Genomic DNA, 16,682 nt, shown 5'->3' with positions numbered 1-16,682 from the left:
TCGCCGCGCTCGGCCAGCTGACCGGGGGCTTCGTGCCGCCCGCCTTCGCCTGCCGCACCTGGCGCGGTCTCTATGAGGGCTTGGACCGGCTCAGCCGGGACTGGAACGACCAGCAGCGGATCGGCCTGGCGCTGGTCTCCGGCATCGCTTGATCCGCCGGACCGGGCGATCCGCGGGATCGCGAGACCCGCCGGATTCCGCGATCCGCGGGATCGCGCCGACGGGCCGCGCGCCGGCGCCGCCCTGCAGAAGGGCCGGGGCACCGGCTCGATCCCGGCGTCATTCGCTGCGGGCGAAGGCCTGCAGGCGGGCAACGGAGCCGATGCGGATGCTGCGGCCCTCGACCGCGACGCCGAGTTCGCGCAGTTTGGCGAGCGCGCGCGAGAAGCTCTCCGGATTCATGCCGAGCAGCTGCGCGATCAGCGCCTTCTCGTAGGGCAGTTCGACCGCGGCCGTTCCGGTCTGGCCGCGGCGCTGGCGCAGAATGAACAGGGCGACGCGCTGGGCCGCCGTCTTCAGCTTCATCTGCTCGACCTGATCGACCAGCAGTTCGAGATTGCGTTGCTGCAGCCGCAACAGCACGAGCGCAAAGCCCGGATCGCGCGCGACGCAATCGGCGATGGTGTCGACGCCGACCGGAAGCAGGCGGGCGCGGGTCACCGCCTCGGCCGAGAAGGTGTAGGTCTCGTGCGCACAATAGGCGCATTCGGCGATGGTATCGCCGCGGCCGAGGATGCTGATCAGCGCCTCGCTGCCGTCCTCCTGCGAGCGGACGACCTTCACGGTGCCTTCGAGCATGATGTAGAGATGCGCCGCCGGGTCACCCTGCTGGAACAGCACCGTGCCGGGCTCGAACACCGCCGGAAGCCGCCGGTCCCAGACCCGCGCCAGCAGGTCCGGTGCGACCCCGCGGAAGACCGGCATCGTGCAGACGAACTGCTTGTCATCGTGAGCGGCGTAAGCCATCGACCTGTCCCCCCTTCGGCCCGTCTCGGCGGGCCGTCCTTCGGGTCCGCGGCACGCCCCTTGACAGGGCGCGGCGGCACGACAGCGTCGTTGCTTCTGGACGCGGCCTCCTCGCCGCGTGTGACGCATATTTGTTCATCGGGCGGCCGTTGGCGTTGATGCAGATCATGGCGGACCGCGCCTAGGTATTCTTGCGGCACAACGCTACGGCATGTCGGCCTGCCGTGCCGCCGGACAGGGGCGCCAAATCCTTCGCGCCGGCCCGGATCTCCTGTGGATGACGCCCGCTCAGGGTCTGGCCCCGGCCGCCGCATGCTAGGGTCTTTCTGCAAGACTCGGAGAGGGCGGCCGGATGGAGCCGGCGATCGGACAGTATCGAGGCGAGGCGGAATGAAGGTCGGAATCGAACTAGGGCTGACCCGGACCGGCGAGCCGCTCGCCATGGATCTCGAGGAGCTCCTGTCGACCCGGCTCCTGGTGCAGGGCAATTCCGGGTCGGGAAAATCGCATCTGCTGCGACGCCTGCTCGAACAGAGCGCCGGTGCCGTGCAGCAGGCGATCATCGATCCGGAGGGCGATTTCGTCTCCCTCGCCGACCGCTACGGCCATGTCGTGGTCGAGGCCGACCGCAGTCCGGGCGAACTGACCCGCATCGCCACCCGCATCCGGCAGCACCGCGCCTCGGTGGTGCTGAACCTGGAAGGGCTCGACGCCGAAGAGCAGATGCGCTGCGCCGCGGCCTTCCTGAACGGGCTGTTCGATGCCGACCGGGACTACTGGTTTCCGATGCTGATCGCCGTCGACGAGGCGCAACTGTTCGCGCCCGCCGCCGCTGGCGACGTGGCCGACGAGGCGCGCAAGATCTCGCTCGGCGCCATGACCAACCTGATGTGCCGCGGCCGCAAGCGCGGGCTGGCCGGCATCATCGCCACGCAGCGGCTGGCGAAGCTCGCCAAGAACGTCGCCGCCGAGGCCTCCAACTTCCTGATGGGCCGGACCTTCCTCGATATCGACATGGCGCGCGCGGCCGACCTGCTCGGCATGGAGCGGCGCCAGGCCGAGGCCTTCCGCGACCTCGAATCCGGCCGCTTCATCGCCCTCGGCCCGGCCGTGTCGCGCCGGCCGATCGAAGTCCGCATCGGCACGGTCGAGACCCGGGCGCGCTCCGGCCGGCCGTCCCTGCTGGCCATGCCGGAGATCGCACCCGACGCCCTGCAGGACCTGATCTTCGAGCCGGGCGCCGAAATCCCGCCGCCCCCGCCGCCGCGCGTCCGGGCCGCGCCGCGTCCCGTCGAGATCCCGCAGACGGCGATCGCCGGTCCGTTCGGCCGGCGCATCGATGCCCTGGCGACGGCCGAGCGCCGGTCGGAGATCGAAGCCTTCGGGTCCCGCCCGGAGTTTTTCGCAGCGCCGGCCGTCGAACCGGAACCCGATCCGCGCAGCCCCGAAGAGCGGGCGGCGGAACTCGAGGCGATCTACGCCGAAGTCCTGGCCGATCCGGAGACGCCGTTCCGGCCGCTGCCGCTGGTCTATCAGGATTTCCTGCTGCATTGCCGGGTGCACCGGCTGGCCGATCACGGCCAGGATCTGTCGGCGTTCCGCCGCCGGCTCAATCTCGCCCGCGCCGGCATCGCGGATGCTGCCGATCCCGACTGGGCGCCGGTGATCGAGATCGCCGAGGCCCTGCCCGAGGAGATGCAGAGCGTCTTCCTGATCGTCGCCCGGGCGGCGCGCGAGCGGGCGCCCTGCCCGTCCGACGAAGACCTGGCACGCGCCTATGGCAGCCATTCGCCGTCGCGCGGCCGCTGGCTTCTGACCTTCATGGGCGAGCGGGGCGTCATCCGATCGGAGGTCGATTTCCGCGGCTATCGCTCCGTGATCGTCGCCGGCGTCGGCTGGCGGACGGCGCCCGGTCACCCGAAGGGCGTCGAGCCGGTTCCGCGCCGGCGTTCGGAACGGCGGCGCCTCGGAGAATGATACCGACGGTCATGGAATGATCGTCGGTATTCGATACGCGAATTTCGCATGCCTCTGACGCAAATGAGAAATTCGCGTTACTTCAACGGCCCGATGCGTCAGCATCCTGGGCCGTTGCTATGCCCCATCCGCGGCCCGTCAGGCCGCCAATGCGACCGGAACCGCGGACGTCTCGGCGGAACGGCCGGCACGGGCGCGCAGCATGATCCGGACGACGATCGCCAGCGCGGCGAGGACAGCCAGCGCCGCCGGCGCGTTCGGCATGGCGCCGGGCCCGTCCATCGACCGGTGCAGCGCCCCCCACAGCAGGGTCAGTCCATAGCCGTAGGTCGAGGCGAAGAAGCCGAGGGCGAAGATCGCGGCCTGTTCGGCCCGATGGCCCCAGCGCAGCAGATCGCCGATCAGCAGCGCCAACCCGACCGCATAGACCGGCATGTCGTAGTCATAGGCATAGGGGCTGACGGTGACGCCGGCCATCAGGGCGAAGCCGATCACCTGGCGCGGGGTGTAGCCGAGCCGGACCGCCATGAGGATCGCCCCCGCGATACCGATCGCCACGACCGTCTGGGCTGCCAGAGCCCATTCGGCCGGCACCCCGGCGGTTTTCAGGAAGGCGTAGGTCGAGACCATCCGGACGAGCGGATAATAGCCGAGCAGCAGGAACTCCTTGGCGTCGGCGACGGCGCCGAGAAAGGCCGTCCAGATCGGCCAGCCGAACGCCAAGGTCGCGGCGGCACAAGCCGCCAGCGCCACCGCGAAGGCGACGGCCAGAAATCGAAGCCGGCCCATCGTCAGGGCGGCAAGGCCGAAGGTGATCGCCAGATGCGGCTTGATCACCATCAGTCCGAGCGCCGCGCCCGCCCGGCTCCGCCCCTCGATCAGCCCGAGTGCGGCGAGGCCGAGCAGGGAGGCGGCGAGGAACCCGGTCTGGCCGCAGCTGAGGCAGGACAGTACGGCCGGCATCATGGCGACGAGCACCAAGCCGCTCGCCCTTCCCGCGATGCGATGGATGACGAACAGGAACAGGCCGAGGCTGACGGTGACGAAGATCAGATAGGCGATCTTGGTCGGCAGCAGCGAAAACGGCGCGACCAGGAGCAGGGCCGGTGGCGGATAGGTCCAGGGCATGAAGGTGCCCGTCTCGGCATAGGCCGGCTCCGCGAACAGGACCTGGAACACATAGCTCGCCGCCGCCTCGCCGCGCAGGACCATCTGCGAGACCATGTAGAAGGCGTGGAAGTCGACCAGTTCCTCGATCTTCACGCCGGGGGCGATCGCGCCGACCACGCCGTAGCGGGGAATCAGAAGCAGGAAGAACAGGATGACCAGGCCGGTGCGGTACTTGGCGCACAGCGCCACGGACCGGTCCTCGGCCCCGTGCCCCGGCATCGTCGACTGCTTCTCCGCTGCGCCCGTCATCGGCAACCGCTCCCGTCCATCCCGGAGGCAGCCTACCGCAAAGGCTTTAACATTCGGCTGCCGGCCGGGCGCACGCCGCTGGACGCCATCTTGCGCCTGTCGCCGTCACCCTGCCGCGCGGGCGTCGGCCAGACGGGCGACGAAATGGGCGAGATCGTCGGTGACATACTCGACATGCGGCTCGTCGCGGCCTTCCATCTCCCAGGCTTCGCGGAAGACCTCGCGGGTGCCTTGCGGAACGACCAGGACGGTGCGCATGCCGAGCGCATGCGGCACGGCGAGATTGCGGGCCAGATCCTCGAACATCGCCGCGCGCGCGGGCTCGATGCCGTGCTGCCCCAGGAAGATGTCGTAGGTCTCGCGGTGCGGCTTCGGCAGCAGGCCGGCGGCGACGATGTCGAAGATGTCCTCGAAATGATGCTGGATGCCGAGCGCGATGGCCGTCTTCTCGGCATGCCGGCGGGTGCCGTTGGTCATGATGAACTTGCGGCCCGGCAGCCGCTCGATCGCCGCGCCAAGCACGGGGTCGGGCGCGACGGCGGAATGATCGATGTCGTGGACATATTCCAGGAATTCGTCCGGCGAGATGCCGTGCTCGATCATCAGGCCGCGCAGCGTCGTACCATAGGTGCGGTAATAGTCGCGCTGCAGGCGCTGCGCATCGTCGTGGCTGGTCTTCAGAAGACGCTGCACGAAATCCCGGATGCGGACATCGACCTGGGCGAACAGGTTCGTGTGGGCCGGATAGAGCGTGTTGTCGAGATCGAAGATCCAGGTCTCGACATGGCCGAAACGCGTGGCCGGATCGGCCGGTGCCGTCTCGGTTCCCGGATGGAAGTCACTTGCAAGCATGATACGTCCGATCGAACCGGCCTCCCGAAAGCGGGAGGACAAGGCCCCCGCCCAGGAGGGGCGAGGGACGGACGACTATATGTCGGTCGGATGCGCCGCGGACGCAAGAGTTTCCGATCGCGCCCCGCGAACTAGCGCGTGATCAGGGTGCCGGCGCCGTGCTCGGTGAAGAGCTCGAGCAGCACGGCATGCGCCACCTTGCCGTTCAGGATGACCACCGCCTCGACGCCGCGATCGAGCGCTTCCAGACAGGTCTCGACCTTCGGGATCATGCCGCCCGAGATGGTGCCGTCCTCGATCAGCCGCTGCGCCTCGGCGCGGGTCAGCTCCTTGATCAGGCGCTTGTCCTTGTCGAGCACGCCCGGCACGTCGGTCAGGAACAGGAGACGGGCCGCACCGAGCGCGCCGGCGATCGCGCCCGCGAAGGTGTCGGCGTTGACGTTGTAGGTCTCGCCGTTCTCGCCCGGGCAGATCGGCGCCAGCACCGGGATGATCTCGGACTTCTTCATCACGTCGAGCACTTCGGTGCGGACGATCTGCGGATCGCCGACGAAGCCCATGTCGACCTCGGTCTCGACCTTGGTCGCCGGGTCGATCACGGTCCGGCGGATCTTGGTCGCCGTGACCATGTTGCCGTCCTTGCCGGTCAACCCGATCGCGCGGCCGCCGGCCTCGCCGATGGTCTGGACGATGTCCTTGTTGATCGAGCCGGCCAGGACCATCTCGACGACCTCGACGGTCGCCTTGTCGGTCACCCGCATGCCGCCGGCGAATTCCGACTTGATGCCGAGCCGGTCCAGCATGGCGTTGATCTGCGGACCACCGCCATGGACCACGACCGGGTTCACCCCGGCGAGCTTCAGAAGCGTGATGTCCTCCGCGAAGGCACGGCCCAGCGCCGGATCGCCCATGGCGTGGCCGCCATATTTCACCACGACGGTCTTGTCGTCGTAGCGCAGCATGTAGGGCAGTGCCTTGGACAGGATCTCGGCCTCGGCCACCAGTTCGGCTTCGGATTTCACGGGCGTTTCGGCGGTCATCGGCAGCTCCGGGGGCGCGGCGGCAGGACGGGACGCCGGTCTCTTAAGGGATCGAACCGTCATGGGCAACCATGCGGCGCCGCGGAGCCGGCCTGCCTCAGGCGACCCGCTCAGCCGGCGAGTGCGGCGATTTCGGCGCGCAGCGTCTCGATGCCCCAGCCCTGCTCGGACGAGGTGCCGAGCACGATCGGATGGGCGGCCGGGCGCTTGCGGATCGCCTCGCCGATCGCCTCCATGGCCCGGCGGACGGGGGCGCCGTCGGCTTCCTTGGCGATCTTGTCGAGCTTGGTCAGCACGATCTGGTAGGAGACCGCGGCCTTGTCGAGGATCTTGAGGGCCTCGATGTCGATCGGCTTCAGGCCGTGGCGGCTGTCGATCAGCACATAGACGCGGCGCAGGTTCGGGCGTCCGCGCAGGTAGTCGAAGACCAGCGCGGTCCAGGCCTCGACATCGGCCTTGGGCGCCTGGGCGAAGCCGTAGCCGGGCATGTCGACGATGCGCAGGCCGGCATCCTCGACCGGACGCTTGGGCGCGCCGCTCGACAGCCGCGAGGTCTTCAGGCTGCGCTCGTCGGGCTTGGCCGGTACGAAGACGTTGAGCTGCTGGGTCCGGCCGGGCGTGTTGGAGGTACGGGCAAGCCCCTCCTGGCCGAGGATGGCATTGATCAGGCTCGACTTGCCGACATTGGAGCGGCCCGCGAAGGCGACTTCGGCGGCATCGGGGGCCGGCAGCTGCGCGAGATCGGCGCAGCTGCGGTCGAACGCCCAGGGACGGGCGAACAGGATGCGCACCTGCTCGGCCTGCGCGGCTTCGGCCGCCTGCACGGCTTCGGCCGTCGCCGCAGGCGCGGCGCCGGCCGGGTCGTCGAAGCCTGTCGGGTCCTCGCCCATCATCATCCGCTAGCTCGGCGTCGCCGACTTGGAGCGGTTGAACATGCCGCGGACGTTGTCCCAGAGTTCGATCTTCACGCCGTTCTTCTTCATGATGATCGACTGCTGCGCCACCGACAGCGTGTTGTTCCACGCCCAGTAGATCACCAGACCGGCCGGGAACGAGGCCAGCATGTAGGTGAAGATCAGCGGCATCCAGTCGAAGATCATCTTCTGGGTCGGATCCGGCGGCGCCGGATTGAGCTTCATCTGCACGAACATGGTCACGCCCATGATCAGCGGCCAGACGCCGATCATCAGCGCATGCGGCGGATCCCACGGGATCAGGCCGAACAGATTGAACAGCGAGGTCGGATCGGGTGCGGCCAGGTCCTTGATCCAGCCGTAGAACGGCGCCTGCCGCATCTCGATGGTGACGAACAGAACCTTGTAGAGCGCGAAGAAGACCGGAATCTGCAACAGGATCGGCAGGCAGCCCGACAGCGGATTGATCTTCTCGCGCCGGTACAGCTCCATCAGGGCCTGCTGCTGCTTCATCTTGTCGTCTTTGAAGCGCTCCTGCAGCTCCTTCATCTCGGGCTGCACCTTCTTCATCTTGCTCATCGAGTCATAGGACTTGTTGGCAAGCGGGAAGAATATGCCCTTCAGGATGACGGTGACGACCAGGATGGCGAGGCCGAAATTGCCCAGGAACTTGTACAGGAAGTCGATGACGTGGAAGAGCGGCTTGGTCAGGAAGTAGAACCAGCCCCAGTCGATCAGACGGTCGAATTTCTCGATCTTGAACTGGTCGGCATAGCCGTCGACCGTCGCGACTTCCTTGGCACCAACGAAGACACGGGAGGACGATGCCGCAGGCTTCCCAGCCCCGACCTCGACCGCGTCACCCACCATGAAGGTCTGGTAGGTGTCGACCGCGCCGAGCTTCTGCGAGGCGAAGATCGGCTGCATCTGCCGATCCTTGTCCGGAATGATCGCCGTGGCCCAGTATTTGTCGACGAAGCCCATCCAGCCGCCGGTGACCTTGGCCTGCTCGATCTTCTTCTTGTCGGCGAGGTCCTTGTAGGACGGTTCCTTGAGACCCTCGTCGCCGAACACGCCGATCGGGCCTTCATGCAGGATGTAGAACCCGGCCGTGGTCGGCGTGCCGAACCGGCGCATAGCCGAATAGGGCAGCAGCCGCGCCGTCTTGTCGCCGGTCGCCGTCACCTCTTCGGTCACGGTGAACATATATTTGGCGTCGACCGCGATCGTGCGGCGGAAGACGAGGCCGTCGCCATTGTCCCAGACCAGCGTGATCGGGGTGGTGGCCGACAGCGTGCCGGTGCCGTCCTGGCGCCAGACCGCATCCGGACCCGGCACCTTGACGCTGCCGCCGGTCTCGTTCAGCCAGCCGAATTCGGCGAAATAGGGCGCCTGCGTGGCGTCGGGCGCCAACAGGACGATCTGCGGGCTCTTCGGATCGACCGACTCGCGGTAGCCCTTGAGCACGATGTCGTCGATGCGCGCGCCCTTCAGGTTGATCGAGCCGGACAGCGCGGGCGTGTCGATGGCGACGCGCGGGTCCTTGGCGAGCGCGTCCGCGCGGCTCATCACCACCTGGGCGGCGGTGGTCGCCGGTGCGACGGTGCCGCCGGGCGCCGCCGGCGTGGCGGGCGTCCCGGGCGTGGCCGGCGTGCCGGGCTGGGTGGTCTGGATCTGCGACTGCTCGGCGACGCGGCGCAGCCGCTCGGCCTCCATGCGCGGACCCATGACGAAATACTGCCACCCGATCACGATCAGGATCGAGAGACCAATGGCGATGATGTAATTTCGGTTGTCGATCATCGGGTCCCACCGGGTGCGATGCTATGCGGGGACGGAGCGGCCGGAGGCAGAGTGACCGGAGCCGCGGCGGCAGACCCCGGTGCATCAGGCACGGGACCGGGCCGACGATCCGGACGCGGTCCGCGATGGACCTGCCGGAAGGCACTTTCGAGATCGGACAGCAACTGGTCGAACGGCAGGGCGAGGGCCTCGCGCCGACCGACCAGGACGTAATCGACCCCGCTCCGCGCATGGGCGGACGCTTCGAGCCGCACGGCCTCGCGCAGACGCCGGCGGATCCGGTTGCGCTCGACCGCGTTGCCGACCTTCTTGGTGACCGTATAGCCGATCCGCGGTGCCGGTACGTCGGCAGGCGGTGCGGCCTCCCCAGCCCCCGAGACGGCGCCGACATCGGGCAGGCCCGGCAGCAGCGCCTGAAGAACGAACGCGCGCCGAGCCGACCGCGCGCCTTTGGCGACGGCCAGGAACTCGGCGCGTTTCTTCAAACGGTCCATGTCAGGGCCCGGCGCGGCCGTCGGGCCGCGACCGGATCAGGCCGACAGGCGCTTGCGGCCGCGGGCGCGGCGGCGTGCGATTACGAGACGGCCGCCAACGGTGGCCATGCGCGCGCGGAAGCCGTGACGGCGCTTGCGCACGAGCTTGGAGGGCTGATAGGTCCGCTTCATCGGGTCTCGGCCGCCGGTCAGGCGACTCCTCTGGCAAGGGCTTCAATGTCCGGATGGGAGGGCGGCCTCCAGGGGAGAGCCATCCGCTCGCACGCGAGCGGTTCCGCGGAGCCGCGTCTCGCGTCCCCACGGGCAGCCGTCCCGGTCGGGGGCTTATAGGGGGAGCGTCCGGCGAAGTCAACGCGAGCCGGCCGCGAGACGCAGGGTCGGGCGCCAGACGCGGGGGGCCGGTCGTCCGGGACACCGAACACGGTCGTTCAGTTCTCGTCACAGCCGCGCGAAGCGGGCTTCCGGGCCGCCCCGTCTCCGATACAGTCGGCGCGCCGTTCCGACCGGAGTTCCCCTTGGCATCCGACGCCGCCCCCCGCCGATCCGCCTGGCTCAGAATCGCGCCGCTTGCCGCGATCCTGGCCCTGATGGCGGCCGGCTGGGCCTTCGGGCTGCCGCGCTCGCTCTCCTTCTCGGCCCTGGTCCAGAGCCGGGCCGACCTGGCGGCGCAGGTCCAGGCCCATATGGCCTGGTCGATCGTCCTCTATGTCGTCCTCTATGTCGGCGTCGTCGCGCTGTCGATTCCCGGCGGCATTCTGATGACGCTCGCCGGCGGCTTTCTGTTCGGCTGGCTGGTCGGCGGCGCCCTGGCGCTGGTTTCGGCCACCGCCGGGGCGGTGCTGATCTTCCTGGCGGCGCGCACCGCGCTGGCCGAGACCCTGGCGGCCCGGGCCGGACCGTTTCTGTCGCGCTTCGCCGAAGGGTTCCGGAAGGACGCCTTCAACTATCTCCTGTTCCTGCGGCTCGTGCCGGTGTTCCCGTTCTGGCTGGTCAATCTGGCCCCGGCCATCCTCGGCATGCGCCTCGCCCCCTATGCGCTGGCGACGTTTCTGGGCATCCTGCCCGGCACCATCGCGTTTGCGGTGATCGGGGCCGGCCTCGACCGGATCATCGCCGCCGAACCGGCCTGCGTGCTGGAGGGAACGTGCCGTCTGCGTCTCAAGAGCCTGCTCGGCCCCGAACTCCTGATCGGACTGACCGCGCTCGGGCTGATCGCCCTGCTGCCGGTGCTGATCCGCGTGGTCCGGCGCCGGCGGCCGTGACCTGCCCGTGCCGGCAACCCTGATGAGACTGCACCCCCGATGAGACTCTTGACCCCCGACATCTGCGTGATCGGGGCCGGCTCCGGCGGCCTGTCGGTCGCCGCCGGCGCGGCCGCCTTCGGCGTGCCCGTGGTGCTGATCGAACGGCACCGCATGGGCGGCGACTGCCTCAACACCGGCTGCGTGCCGTCCAAGGCCCTGATCGCGGCCGGCCGGCATGCCGAGGCCATCCGGGCCGCCCGGCGCTTCGGGATCGACGCCGGCGAGCCGCGCATCGATTTCGCCGCCGTGCAGGACCATGTCCGCGAGACGATCGCGGCGATCGCGCCGCACGATTCGCAGGAGCGCTTCGAGGGGCTCGGCGTGACGGTGCTGCGCGAGACCGCCCGCTTCGAGGACGCCGCGACGGTGATCGCCGGCGACTGCCGCATCCGGGCGCGCCGCTTCGTGATCGCCACCGGCTCGAGCCCCGCCGTGCCGGCGATTCCCGGGCTCGACACGATCCCCTATCTCACCAACGAGAGCCTGTTCGACCTGCGCGCCCTGCCGGCCCGCCTCGCGGTGATCGGCGGCGGACCGATCGGGCTCGAAATGGCGCAGGCGCACCGTCGGCTCGGCTCGGCCGTCACGGTGATCGAGGCCGGCCGGGCGCTGGCCCGGGAGGATGCCGACCTCGCCCGCTTCGCGCTCGACCGGCTGCGCCAGGAGGGCGTCGACCTGCGCGAGGCGACGGCGGTCGCCGAGGTCGCCGTCGAGGCGGAGGGCATCGTGCTCGGCCTCCAGGGCGGCGGGCGGATCGGCGCCAGCCATGTCCTCGTCGCGGCCGGCCGCCGGCCGAACACCGCCGGGCTCGACCTCGCCGCCGCCGGCATCGACGAAGGGCCGTCGGGAATCCGGGTCGACCGCGGCTTGCGCACCAGCAACCGCCGCGTCCACGCGATCGGCGATGTCGCCGACGTGGCCGGCCTCGGCCCGCTGCGCTTCACCCATGTCGCCGGCTACCATGCCGGCCTCGTGCTGCGCGCGATCCTGTTCCGCCTGCCGGTCGCCGAGGATCGCGCCATCCTGCCGCGCGTCACCTATACGGACCCGGAGATCGGCCAGGTCGGCCTCACCGAGGCCGAGGCGCGCGCCCGGCACGGCGACGGCCTCCGCATCCTCGTCGAGCCGCTTTCGGCATCCGACAGGGCGCGGACCGACCGGGCCGGCGAGGGCATGATCAAGGTGATCACGACGAAGCGGGGCCGCATTCTCGGCGCCGGGGTGGCGGCGCCGGAGGCCGGCGAGATCATCAACGCCTGGTCGCTCGCGGTCGCCAACCGGCTCGGCATCGGCGCCTTCGCGCGCGCCGTGCCGCCCTACCCGATCCTCGGCGAGATCGGCCGGCGTGCGGCGATCGGCTACTATCGCCCGGGTTTGACCTCGCCGTGGCTGCGCCGCATCATTTCCCTTCTGCGGCGCTTTGGCTGAATCGCACAAAGGCGGCCGGCCTGCGGCTCGGTCGACCTGAATTTCGCCGGCTTCGCCCCGCATCGACGCGACACCGGCAGGATCGGACGGTCCGGCCGCGGCGGACGCATGCCGGCCGCCCGGGCGGCATGCGCCATCCGGAATGACGGCCAACCGGCAGAGCCGCAGCACGGCGCCTCCGCCAGGACGACCGGTCGGGACGCATCCCGGCCGGCCACGAGACGGGAGACGGACATGGACGAGGGCAGCCGCGAGGCGTCGCCCGAGGCGGATGGAAGGCGGCTCGCCTTCGGGCTCTCGGCAAAGCTGCTGGGCCTGACGGTCGTCTTCGTGATGCTGGCCGAAATCCTGGTCTACGTCCCCTCCATCGCCAATTTCCGCAACACCTGGCTGCGCGACCGGGTCGGCGCCGCCAATATCGCGGCGATCGCGCTCGGCGAGGTCGCCGACGTGCCGCGCAGCGTGCAGGATCGCCTGCTGGCCGCGACGGGCGCCATGATCATCGCGGTGCGCGAGGGCAACGCGCGCCGTCTGGTCGCCATGGCCCAGATGCCGCCGGAGGTGGCGCGCCACTACGATCTGTCCGACTACGGCCCGACGACGGCGATCTACGATGCCTTCGACACGCTGATCTTCGGCGAGGGCCGGGTCATGCGCGTGCTCGGCGCACCGGCCGGATCCGACCGGATCATCGAGCTGGTGCATCCGGAAACGCCGCTGCGCAACGCCATGCTGCGCTTCTCGATCAACATCCTCGGGCTGTCGCTGGTCATCTCGATCATCACCGCCTCGCTGGTCTACGTCACCCTGCGCTGGCTGTTCCTGCGCCCGATGCAGCGCCTGACCCGCGCCATGGCGCTGTTCAGCGAGGATCCGGAAGATCCGGGCCGGATCGTCGCGCCGAGCCGGCGCACCGACGAGATCGGCGATGCCGAGCGGCATCTGGCCGGCCTGCAGCGCGAGCTGATCGGCACGCTGAAGCAGAAGAGCCATCTGGCCGATCTCGGCCTGGCGGTCTCGAAGATCAACCACGACCTGCGCAACATGCTGGCCTCCGCGCAGCTGATCACGGACCGCCTGGCCTCGGTCCCGGACCAGACCGTGCAGCGCCTGGCGCCGAAGCTGGTCGCCGCGCTCGACCGCGCGATCGGCTTCAGCCAGTCGGTGCTCGCCTATGGCAAGGCCCGCGAGGCGCCGCCGGAGCGCCGGCTGGTCGCGCTGGAGCGGCTCGTCGGCGACACCGCCGAGATGCTCGGCCTGTCCGGTCATGCCGCGATCCGCCTGGAGATCGCGATCCCGCAGGATCTGGAGATCGACGCCGATCCCGACCATCTGCTGCGCGTGCTGATGAACCTGATGCGCAACGCCATGCAGGCGCTGGACGGCGATGCCGACGCCGCGCTGGTCCGGCGCATCCGGGTGGAGGCCGAGCGGCAGGGCAGCGTGGTCACCATCCGGGTCTCCGATACCGGCCCCGGCGTGCCGCCGCGGGCGCGCGAGAACCTGTTCCGCGCCTTCCAGGGCGGCGTCCGGCGCGGCGGCACCGGCCTCGGCCTCGCCATCTGCGCCGAATTGGTCCGCGGCCATGGCGGCACGATCGAACTCGACGAAACCGGCCCCGGCGCCCATTTCCGCATCCGCATCCCCGACCGCGTCATCGAACTGCGCAGCGCCGGCCGCAAGGCGAATCGCGGCTGACCCGGCCGGCAGCGGTTGGCGCAGCACGACCGCCCGCCCGCCCCCGCCCGGGGAACCGCCAGGCCGGCCTGACGCCGAAGCGGCCCGGACGGGTCACACGGACGGTCGGTCGACGGCGCAATCGACAGCAACGCCCGAGGCAACCGGCAGCAGCGCGCGCGGGTCCGGCAGCACCGCCCGAGCCAGCCGGACGCGCCGCCCCGGGGCGGCTGGGGTCCGCTTTCCGCTCCGCCGTCGCGCCGGCCCGCGATATTCACAGGCCCGTCACGCAACCTCATCACCCCCCCTTGCGCCGCCGTCCGAACTCGATTAGGTACACCCCACCGCGGCGGCCAAGCGCCTCCGCTCCGGCAAGCGCCCGTAGCTCAGCTGGATAGAGCACCAGACTACGAATCTGGGGGTCAGAGGTTCGAATCCTTTCGGGCGCGCCAAATTTCTCCGATTGTACACCTGAACCTTGCTCCCGAAGCCCCCTCTCCTAAACTGTACGGAGAAACGGCGGCGTTTGGCGGAAGGTGTTGTACTCTGTCGTGCCCCCCTCATCTTCCACCGTTCGCTTTGAAAGCTCCCCTCTGATGGTGGTTTGTCGGCTGCCGACCAGCAGGCTAAATCAGCGACCGATCCGGTCAAGGCAGTCACGGTCTGAGCCGCAGTTGCCGCCGGCTCGATCACCGGCGGCCGAATCGTCACAGGCAGCGGATTCCGGTGGCCGCGTTATACCGACGGTCATGGAATGATCGTCGGTATTCGATACGCGAATTTCTCATGCCTCTGACGCAAATGAGAAATTCGCGTTCCTTCAACGGCCCGATGCGTCAGCATCCTGGGCCGTTGGTATTATCGCGTCATCCCCGGCAGGTGCGTGGCCTGTTCGACGAGATAGTCGATCAAAAGACGCACGCGCGCCACTTTTGCACGCTCCGGCACGATCAACATGTTGAACGGCGTCGAGGCGAGTTCATAACCGGGCAAGAGCGGCTCCAGTTCATCGCTCGCCAGCAGGTCATCCACCAGCCAGCGATGCGCCGAACCGATGCCGCGCCCGGCACGAAAGGCTTCGCGCGCGGCGAGACCGTGATCGACGCGTAGGTCGCCATTTACGGCGATGGAATGGGTCTTGCCGTCCGGGCCAGTCATCACAAGCGTGTCGCTGCCCGCGACGTTCACCATGCGGATAACATTGTGGGCGGCCAGCTCTTCCGGCTTCTGGGGCCTTCCCCGCACGGCGAGATAGGCGGGCGAAGCGACCAGCAACCGGGTACTGTCGCCCAGGTGATGTAGCTTCAGCGAACTATCGGCAAGCGGGCCGAGGCGCAGCGCAATGTCTACACCCTCCTTCACCAGATCGATCCGTTCATCGGTCAGGTTAAAGTCGATGTGGATATCGGGATAGTGCGCCTGGAACGCGAAGATCAGCCGCGTGACGTGCAGCACGCCGAGCGCAGCGGTGCAGGACAGACGGATCGTGCCGGAGGGGGACTCCCGCGTGTTGCGGATTTCCTCGCTCGCCTGTTCTACCAGACGAAGAATCTGGACGCATTGGGCGTAATAGCGACTGCCCTCCTCGGTCATCGCGACGCGGCGGGTCGTGCGGTTGAGCAGTGGGGCTCCCACCGCCGCCTCCAGTTCGCGCAGATGCCGGGTCACGGTTGATTGGCCGGTTCCCAAGTCGCGCGCCACCGCCGAAAGGTTACCGCGTTCCGCGACGCGGACGAAGGTTCGCATCCGCTCGAGCGTTATGTCAGATTGATCCATTATTCGGCATACTCATATACATTACCGATATATACCGGAAGAGTGAAGACGAGGCTAGCTTGCGGGTCCAAGTCAATTCCTACTGGATGGTTCGCCATGAAAGTCCTTCTCGTCTTCGCCCACCCCGAACCCCAATCCCTGTCCGCATCGCTGCGAGATGTCGCGATCGGCGAACTCGAAGCCGCAGGCCATGATCTGCGCATCTCCGACCTCTATGCAATGGGCTGGAAAGCACAGGTCGATCGGACCGACTTTCCGGCGCTCGGTCCCGGTCAGCGGTTACTGCCCGTCGCAGCCTCGAAGAACGCCTTCGCGACGGCTACGTTGACCGACGACGTGAAGGCCGAGATCGAAAAGCTGCGCTGGGCCGATGCGCTGATCCTGCAATTTCCGCTCTGGTGGTTCGCAATGCCGGCGATCCTGAAGGGCTGGGTTGATCGGGTCTATGCCTATGGCTTCGCCTATGGCGTCGGCGAACACAGCGACACCCGCTGGGGCGACCGCTATGGTGAGGGGGCGCTCGCCGGCAAGCGTGCGATGTTGATCGTGACGGCGGGTGGATGGGAACAGCATTATGGCCCCCGAGGCGTCAACGGACCGATCGACGATCTGCTGTTCCCGATCAATCACGGTATTCTCTACTATCCCGGCTACGACGTGCTGCCGCCCTTCGTCACCTATGGCGCCGACCGATATGACGCGGCGCGCTTCGAGATGGCGGCGCAGCACCTGCGCGAACGGATGCGCACGCTGGAGACGGCGACGCCCATTCCTTATCGACGCCAGAACGCGGGCGATTACCACATTCCGACGATGGAATTGCGCGATGGCCTCGAAGCGCCGGGCGCATCCGGCTTCGGTTTACATCTGCGCGCGAGCGGGCCGAAGAAATGATCGCTGCGCGCCGGAGTTCGCAGTTTCCTTGGTGCGGTCACGCGCGCTGGCGGCCCAATTCTTCGTTGGGGAGTCTGACTAGGTCACCGACTCATAAACCGCATCCAGATTTTGACAGCGGCAAGTTTCACGAGGGCT

14 protein-coding genes and 1 tRNA gene are annotated in these 16,682 nt (G+C 68.6%); 6 read left to right on the top strand and 9 right to left on the bottom strand.

Annotated features, from left to right (window positions below):
* Positions 1 to 279: 279 nt before the first annotated feature.
* Positions 280 to 966 carry a Crp/Fnr family transcriptional regulator gene (locus tag ABB55_RS17620; RefSeq protein WP_054359967.1) on the bottom strand — a complete coding sequence of 229 codons (687 nt, stop codon included), beginning with the start codon at positions 964 to 966 and terminating at the stop codon, positions 280 to 282.
* Between the two features lie 390 nt (positions 967 to 1,356).
* Between ABB55_RS17620 and ABB55_RS17615 the strand changes: the two genes are divergently transcribed.
* The gene (locus tag ABB55_RS17615) at positions 1,357 to 2,943 is read left to right on the top strand and encodes a helicase HerA domain-containing protein (RefSeq protein WP_054359966.1); all 1,587 of its coding nucleotides are present in this window, start codon (positions 1,357 to 1,359) and stop codon (positions 2,941 to 2,943) included.
* Positions 2,944 to 3,081: 138 nt separating this feature from the next.
* On the opposite strand, the gene ABB55_RS17610 is transcribed toward ABB55_RS17615, so the two are convergent.
* The 7 genes from ABB55_RS17610 to rpmH form a co-directional block, all read right to left on the bottom strand.
* Positions 3,082 to 4,362 carry a glycosyltransferase family 87 protein gene (locus ABB55_RS17610; protein WP_054359965.1) on the bottom strand — a complete coding sequence of 427 codons (1,281 nt, stop codon included), beginning with the start codon at positions 4,360 to 4,362 and terminating at the stop codon, positions 3,082 to 3,084.
* A 105-nt stretch (positions 4,363 to 4,467) separates the two neighbouring features.
* Positions 4,468 to 5,214 carry a pyrimidine 5'-nucleotidase gene (locus ABB55_RS17605; RefSeq protein WP_054359964.1) on the bottom strand — a complete coding sequence of 249 codons (747 nt, stop codon included), beginning with the start codon at positions 5,212 to 5,214 and terminating at the stop codon, positions 4,468 to 4,470.
* A gap of 131 nt (positions 5,215 to 5,345) precedes the next feature.
* Entirely contained in the window at positions 5,346 to 6,254 is a 909-nt protein-coding gene (argB, locus tag ABB55_RS17600; protein ID WP_054359963.1) for an acetylglutamate kinase, read from the bottom strand.
* 110 nt (positions 6,255 to 6,364) lie between these two features.
* Positions 6,365 to 7,150, bottom strand: coding sequence for a GTP-binding protein (locus ABB55_RS17595; protein ID WP_244472066.1), 786 nt, complete (start codon positions 7,148 to 7,150; stop codon positions 6,365 to 6,367).
* A 3-nt stretch (positions 7,151 to 7,153) separates the two neighbouring features.
* Positions 7,154 to 8,971, bottom strand: coding sequence for a membrane protein insertase YidC (gene yidC, locus ABB55_RS17590; RefSeq protein WP_054359962.1), 1,818 nt, complete (start codon positions 8,969 to 8,971; stop codon positions 7,154 to 7,156).
* Positions 8,968 to 9,465, bottom strand: coding sequence for a ribonuclease P protein component (gene rnpA / locus ABB55_RS17585; RefSeq protein WP_083463708.1), 498 nt, complete (start codon positions 9,463 to 9,465; stop codon positions 8,968 to 8,970). Before rnpA ends, yidC begins: the two co-directional genes overlap by 4 nt.
* A 36-nt stretch (positions 9,466 to 9,501) precedes the next feature.
* Positions 9,502 to 9,636 carry a 50S ribosomal protein L34 gene (rpmH, locus tag ABB55_RS17580; RefSeq protein WP_054359961.1) on the bottom strand — a complete coding sequence of 45 codons (135 nt, stop codon included), beginning with the start codon at positions 9,634 to 9,636 and terminating at the stop codon, positions 9,502 to 9,504.
* A gap of 344 nt (positions 9,637 to 9,980) precedes the next feature.
* On the opposite strand from rpmH, the gene ABB55_RS17575 reads away from it, so the two are divergent.
* The 4 genes from ABB55_RS17575 to ABB55_RS17560 all read left to right on the top strand — a co-directional run bounded on the left by ABB55_RS17575 (position 9,981) and on the right by ABB55_RS17560 (position 14,326).
* On the top strand, positions 9,981 to 10,727 hold the full coding sequence (locus ABB55_RS17575) for a TVP38/TMEM64 family protein (protein WP_054359960.1): 747 nt from the start codon (positions 9,981 to 9,983) through the stop codon (positions 10,725 to 10,727).
* Positions 10,728 to 10,766: 39 nt separating this feature from the next.
* Entirely contained in the window at positions 10,767 to 12,197 is a 1,431-nt protein-coding gene (locus tag ABB55_RS17570; protein ID WP_054359959.1) for a dihydrolipoyl dehydrogenase family protein, read from the top strand.
* A 234-nt stretch (positions 12,198 to 12,431) separates the two neighbouring features.
* Positions 12,432 to 13,895, top strand: a complete 1,464-nt coding sequence (locus ABB55_RS17565; RefSeq protein WP_054359958.1) for a sensor histidine kinase — start codon at positions 12,432 to 12,434, stop codon at positions 13,893 to 13,895.
* Between the two features lie 354 nt (positions 13,896 to 14,249).
* Positions 14,250 to 14,326: transfer RNA gene (locus ABB55_RS17560), tRNA-Arg, on the top strand.
* Positions 14,327 to 14,732: 406 nt separating this feature from the next.
* Here ABB55_RS17560 and ABB55_RS17555 read toward each other — a convergent pair.
* The gene (locus ABB55_RS17555) at positions 14,733 to 15,650 is read right to left on the bottom strand and encodes a LysR family transcriptional regulator (RefSeq protein WP_054359957.1); all 918 of its coding nucleotides are present in this window, start codon (positions 15,648 to 15,650) and stop codon (positions 14,733 to 14,735) included.
* A 96-nt stretch (positions 15,651 to 15,746) separates the two neighbouring features.
* Between ABB55_RS17555 and ABB55_RS17550 the strand changes: the two genes are divergently transcribed.
* Positions 15,747 to 16,544, top strand: coding sequence for an NAD(P)H-dependent oxidoreductase (locus ABB55_RS17550; protein WP_054359956.1), 798 nt, complete (start codon positions 15,747 to 15,749; stop codon positions 16,542 to 16,544).
* Positions 16,545 to 16,682 lie beyond the last annotated feature (138 nt).

The organism is Prosthecodimorpha hirschii (assembly GCF_001305515.1).
Taxonomy (GTDB): Bacteria; Pseudomonadota; Alphaproteobacteria; order Rhizobiales; family Ancalomicrobiaceae; genus Prosthecodimorpha; species Prosthecodimorpha hirschii.
This window is presented reverse-complemented; position numbering and strand designations above follow the sequence as displayed.

Excerpts from the sequence above, each read along its gene's own strand:
- ABB55_RS17605 (WP_054359964.1), bottom strand. The coding sequence starts at position 5,214 with ATGCTTGCAAGTGACTTCCATCCGGGAACCGAGACGGCACCGGCCGAT.
- rpmH (WP_054359961.1), bottom strand. The coding sequence starts at position 9,636 with ATGAAGCGGACCTATCAGCCCTCCAAGCTCGTGCGCAAGCGCCGTCAC.
- yidC (WP_054359962.1), bottom strand. The coding sequence starts at position 8,971 with ATGATCGACAACCGAAATTACATCATCGCCATTGGTCTCTCGATCCTG.
- argB (WP_054359963.1), bottom strand. The coding sequence starts at position 6,254 with ATGACCGCCGAAACGCCCGTGAAATCCGAAGCCGAACTGGTGGCCGAG.
- ABB55_RS17550 (WP_054359956.1), top strand. The coding sequence starts at position 15,747 with ATGAAAGTCCTTCTCGTCTTCGCCCACCCCGAACCCCAATCCCTGTCC.
- ABB55_RS17620 (WP_054359967.1), bottom strand. The coding sequence starts at position 966 with ATGGCTTACGCCGCTCACGATGACAAGCAGTTCGTCTGCACGATGCCG.
- ABB55_RS17565 (WP_054359958.1), top strand. The coding sequence starts at position 12,432 with ATGGACGAGGGCAGCCGCGAGGCGTCGCCCGAGGCGGATGGAAGGCGG.
- ABB55_RS17555 (WP_054359957.1), bottom strand. The coding sequence starts at position 15,650 with ATGGATCAATCTGACATAACGCTCGAGCGGATGCGAACCTTCGTCCGC.
- ABB55_RS17615 (WP_054359966.1), top strand. The coding sequence starts at position 1,357 with ATGAAGGTCGGAATCGAACTAGGGCTGACCCGGACCGGCGAGCCGCTC.
- ABB55_RS17610 (WP_054359965.1), bottom strand. The coding sequence starts at position 4,362 with ATGACGGGCGCAGCGGAGAAGCAGTCGACGATGCCGGGGCACGGGGCC.
- ABB55_RS17570 (WP_054359959.1), top strand. The coding sequence starts at position 10,767 with ATGAGACTCTTGACCCCCGACATCTGCGTGATCGGGGCCGGCTCCGGC.
- rnpA (WP_083463708.1), bottom strand. The coding sequence starts at position 9,465 with ATGGACCGTTTGAAGAAACGCGCCGAGTTCCTGGCCGTCGCCAAAGGC.
- ABB55_RS17595 (WP_244472066.1), bottom strand. The coding sequence starts at position 7,150 with ATGATGATGGGCGAGGACCCGACAGGCTTCGACGACCCGGCCGGCGCC.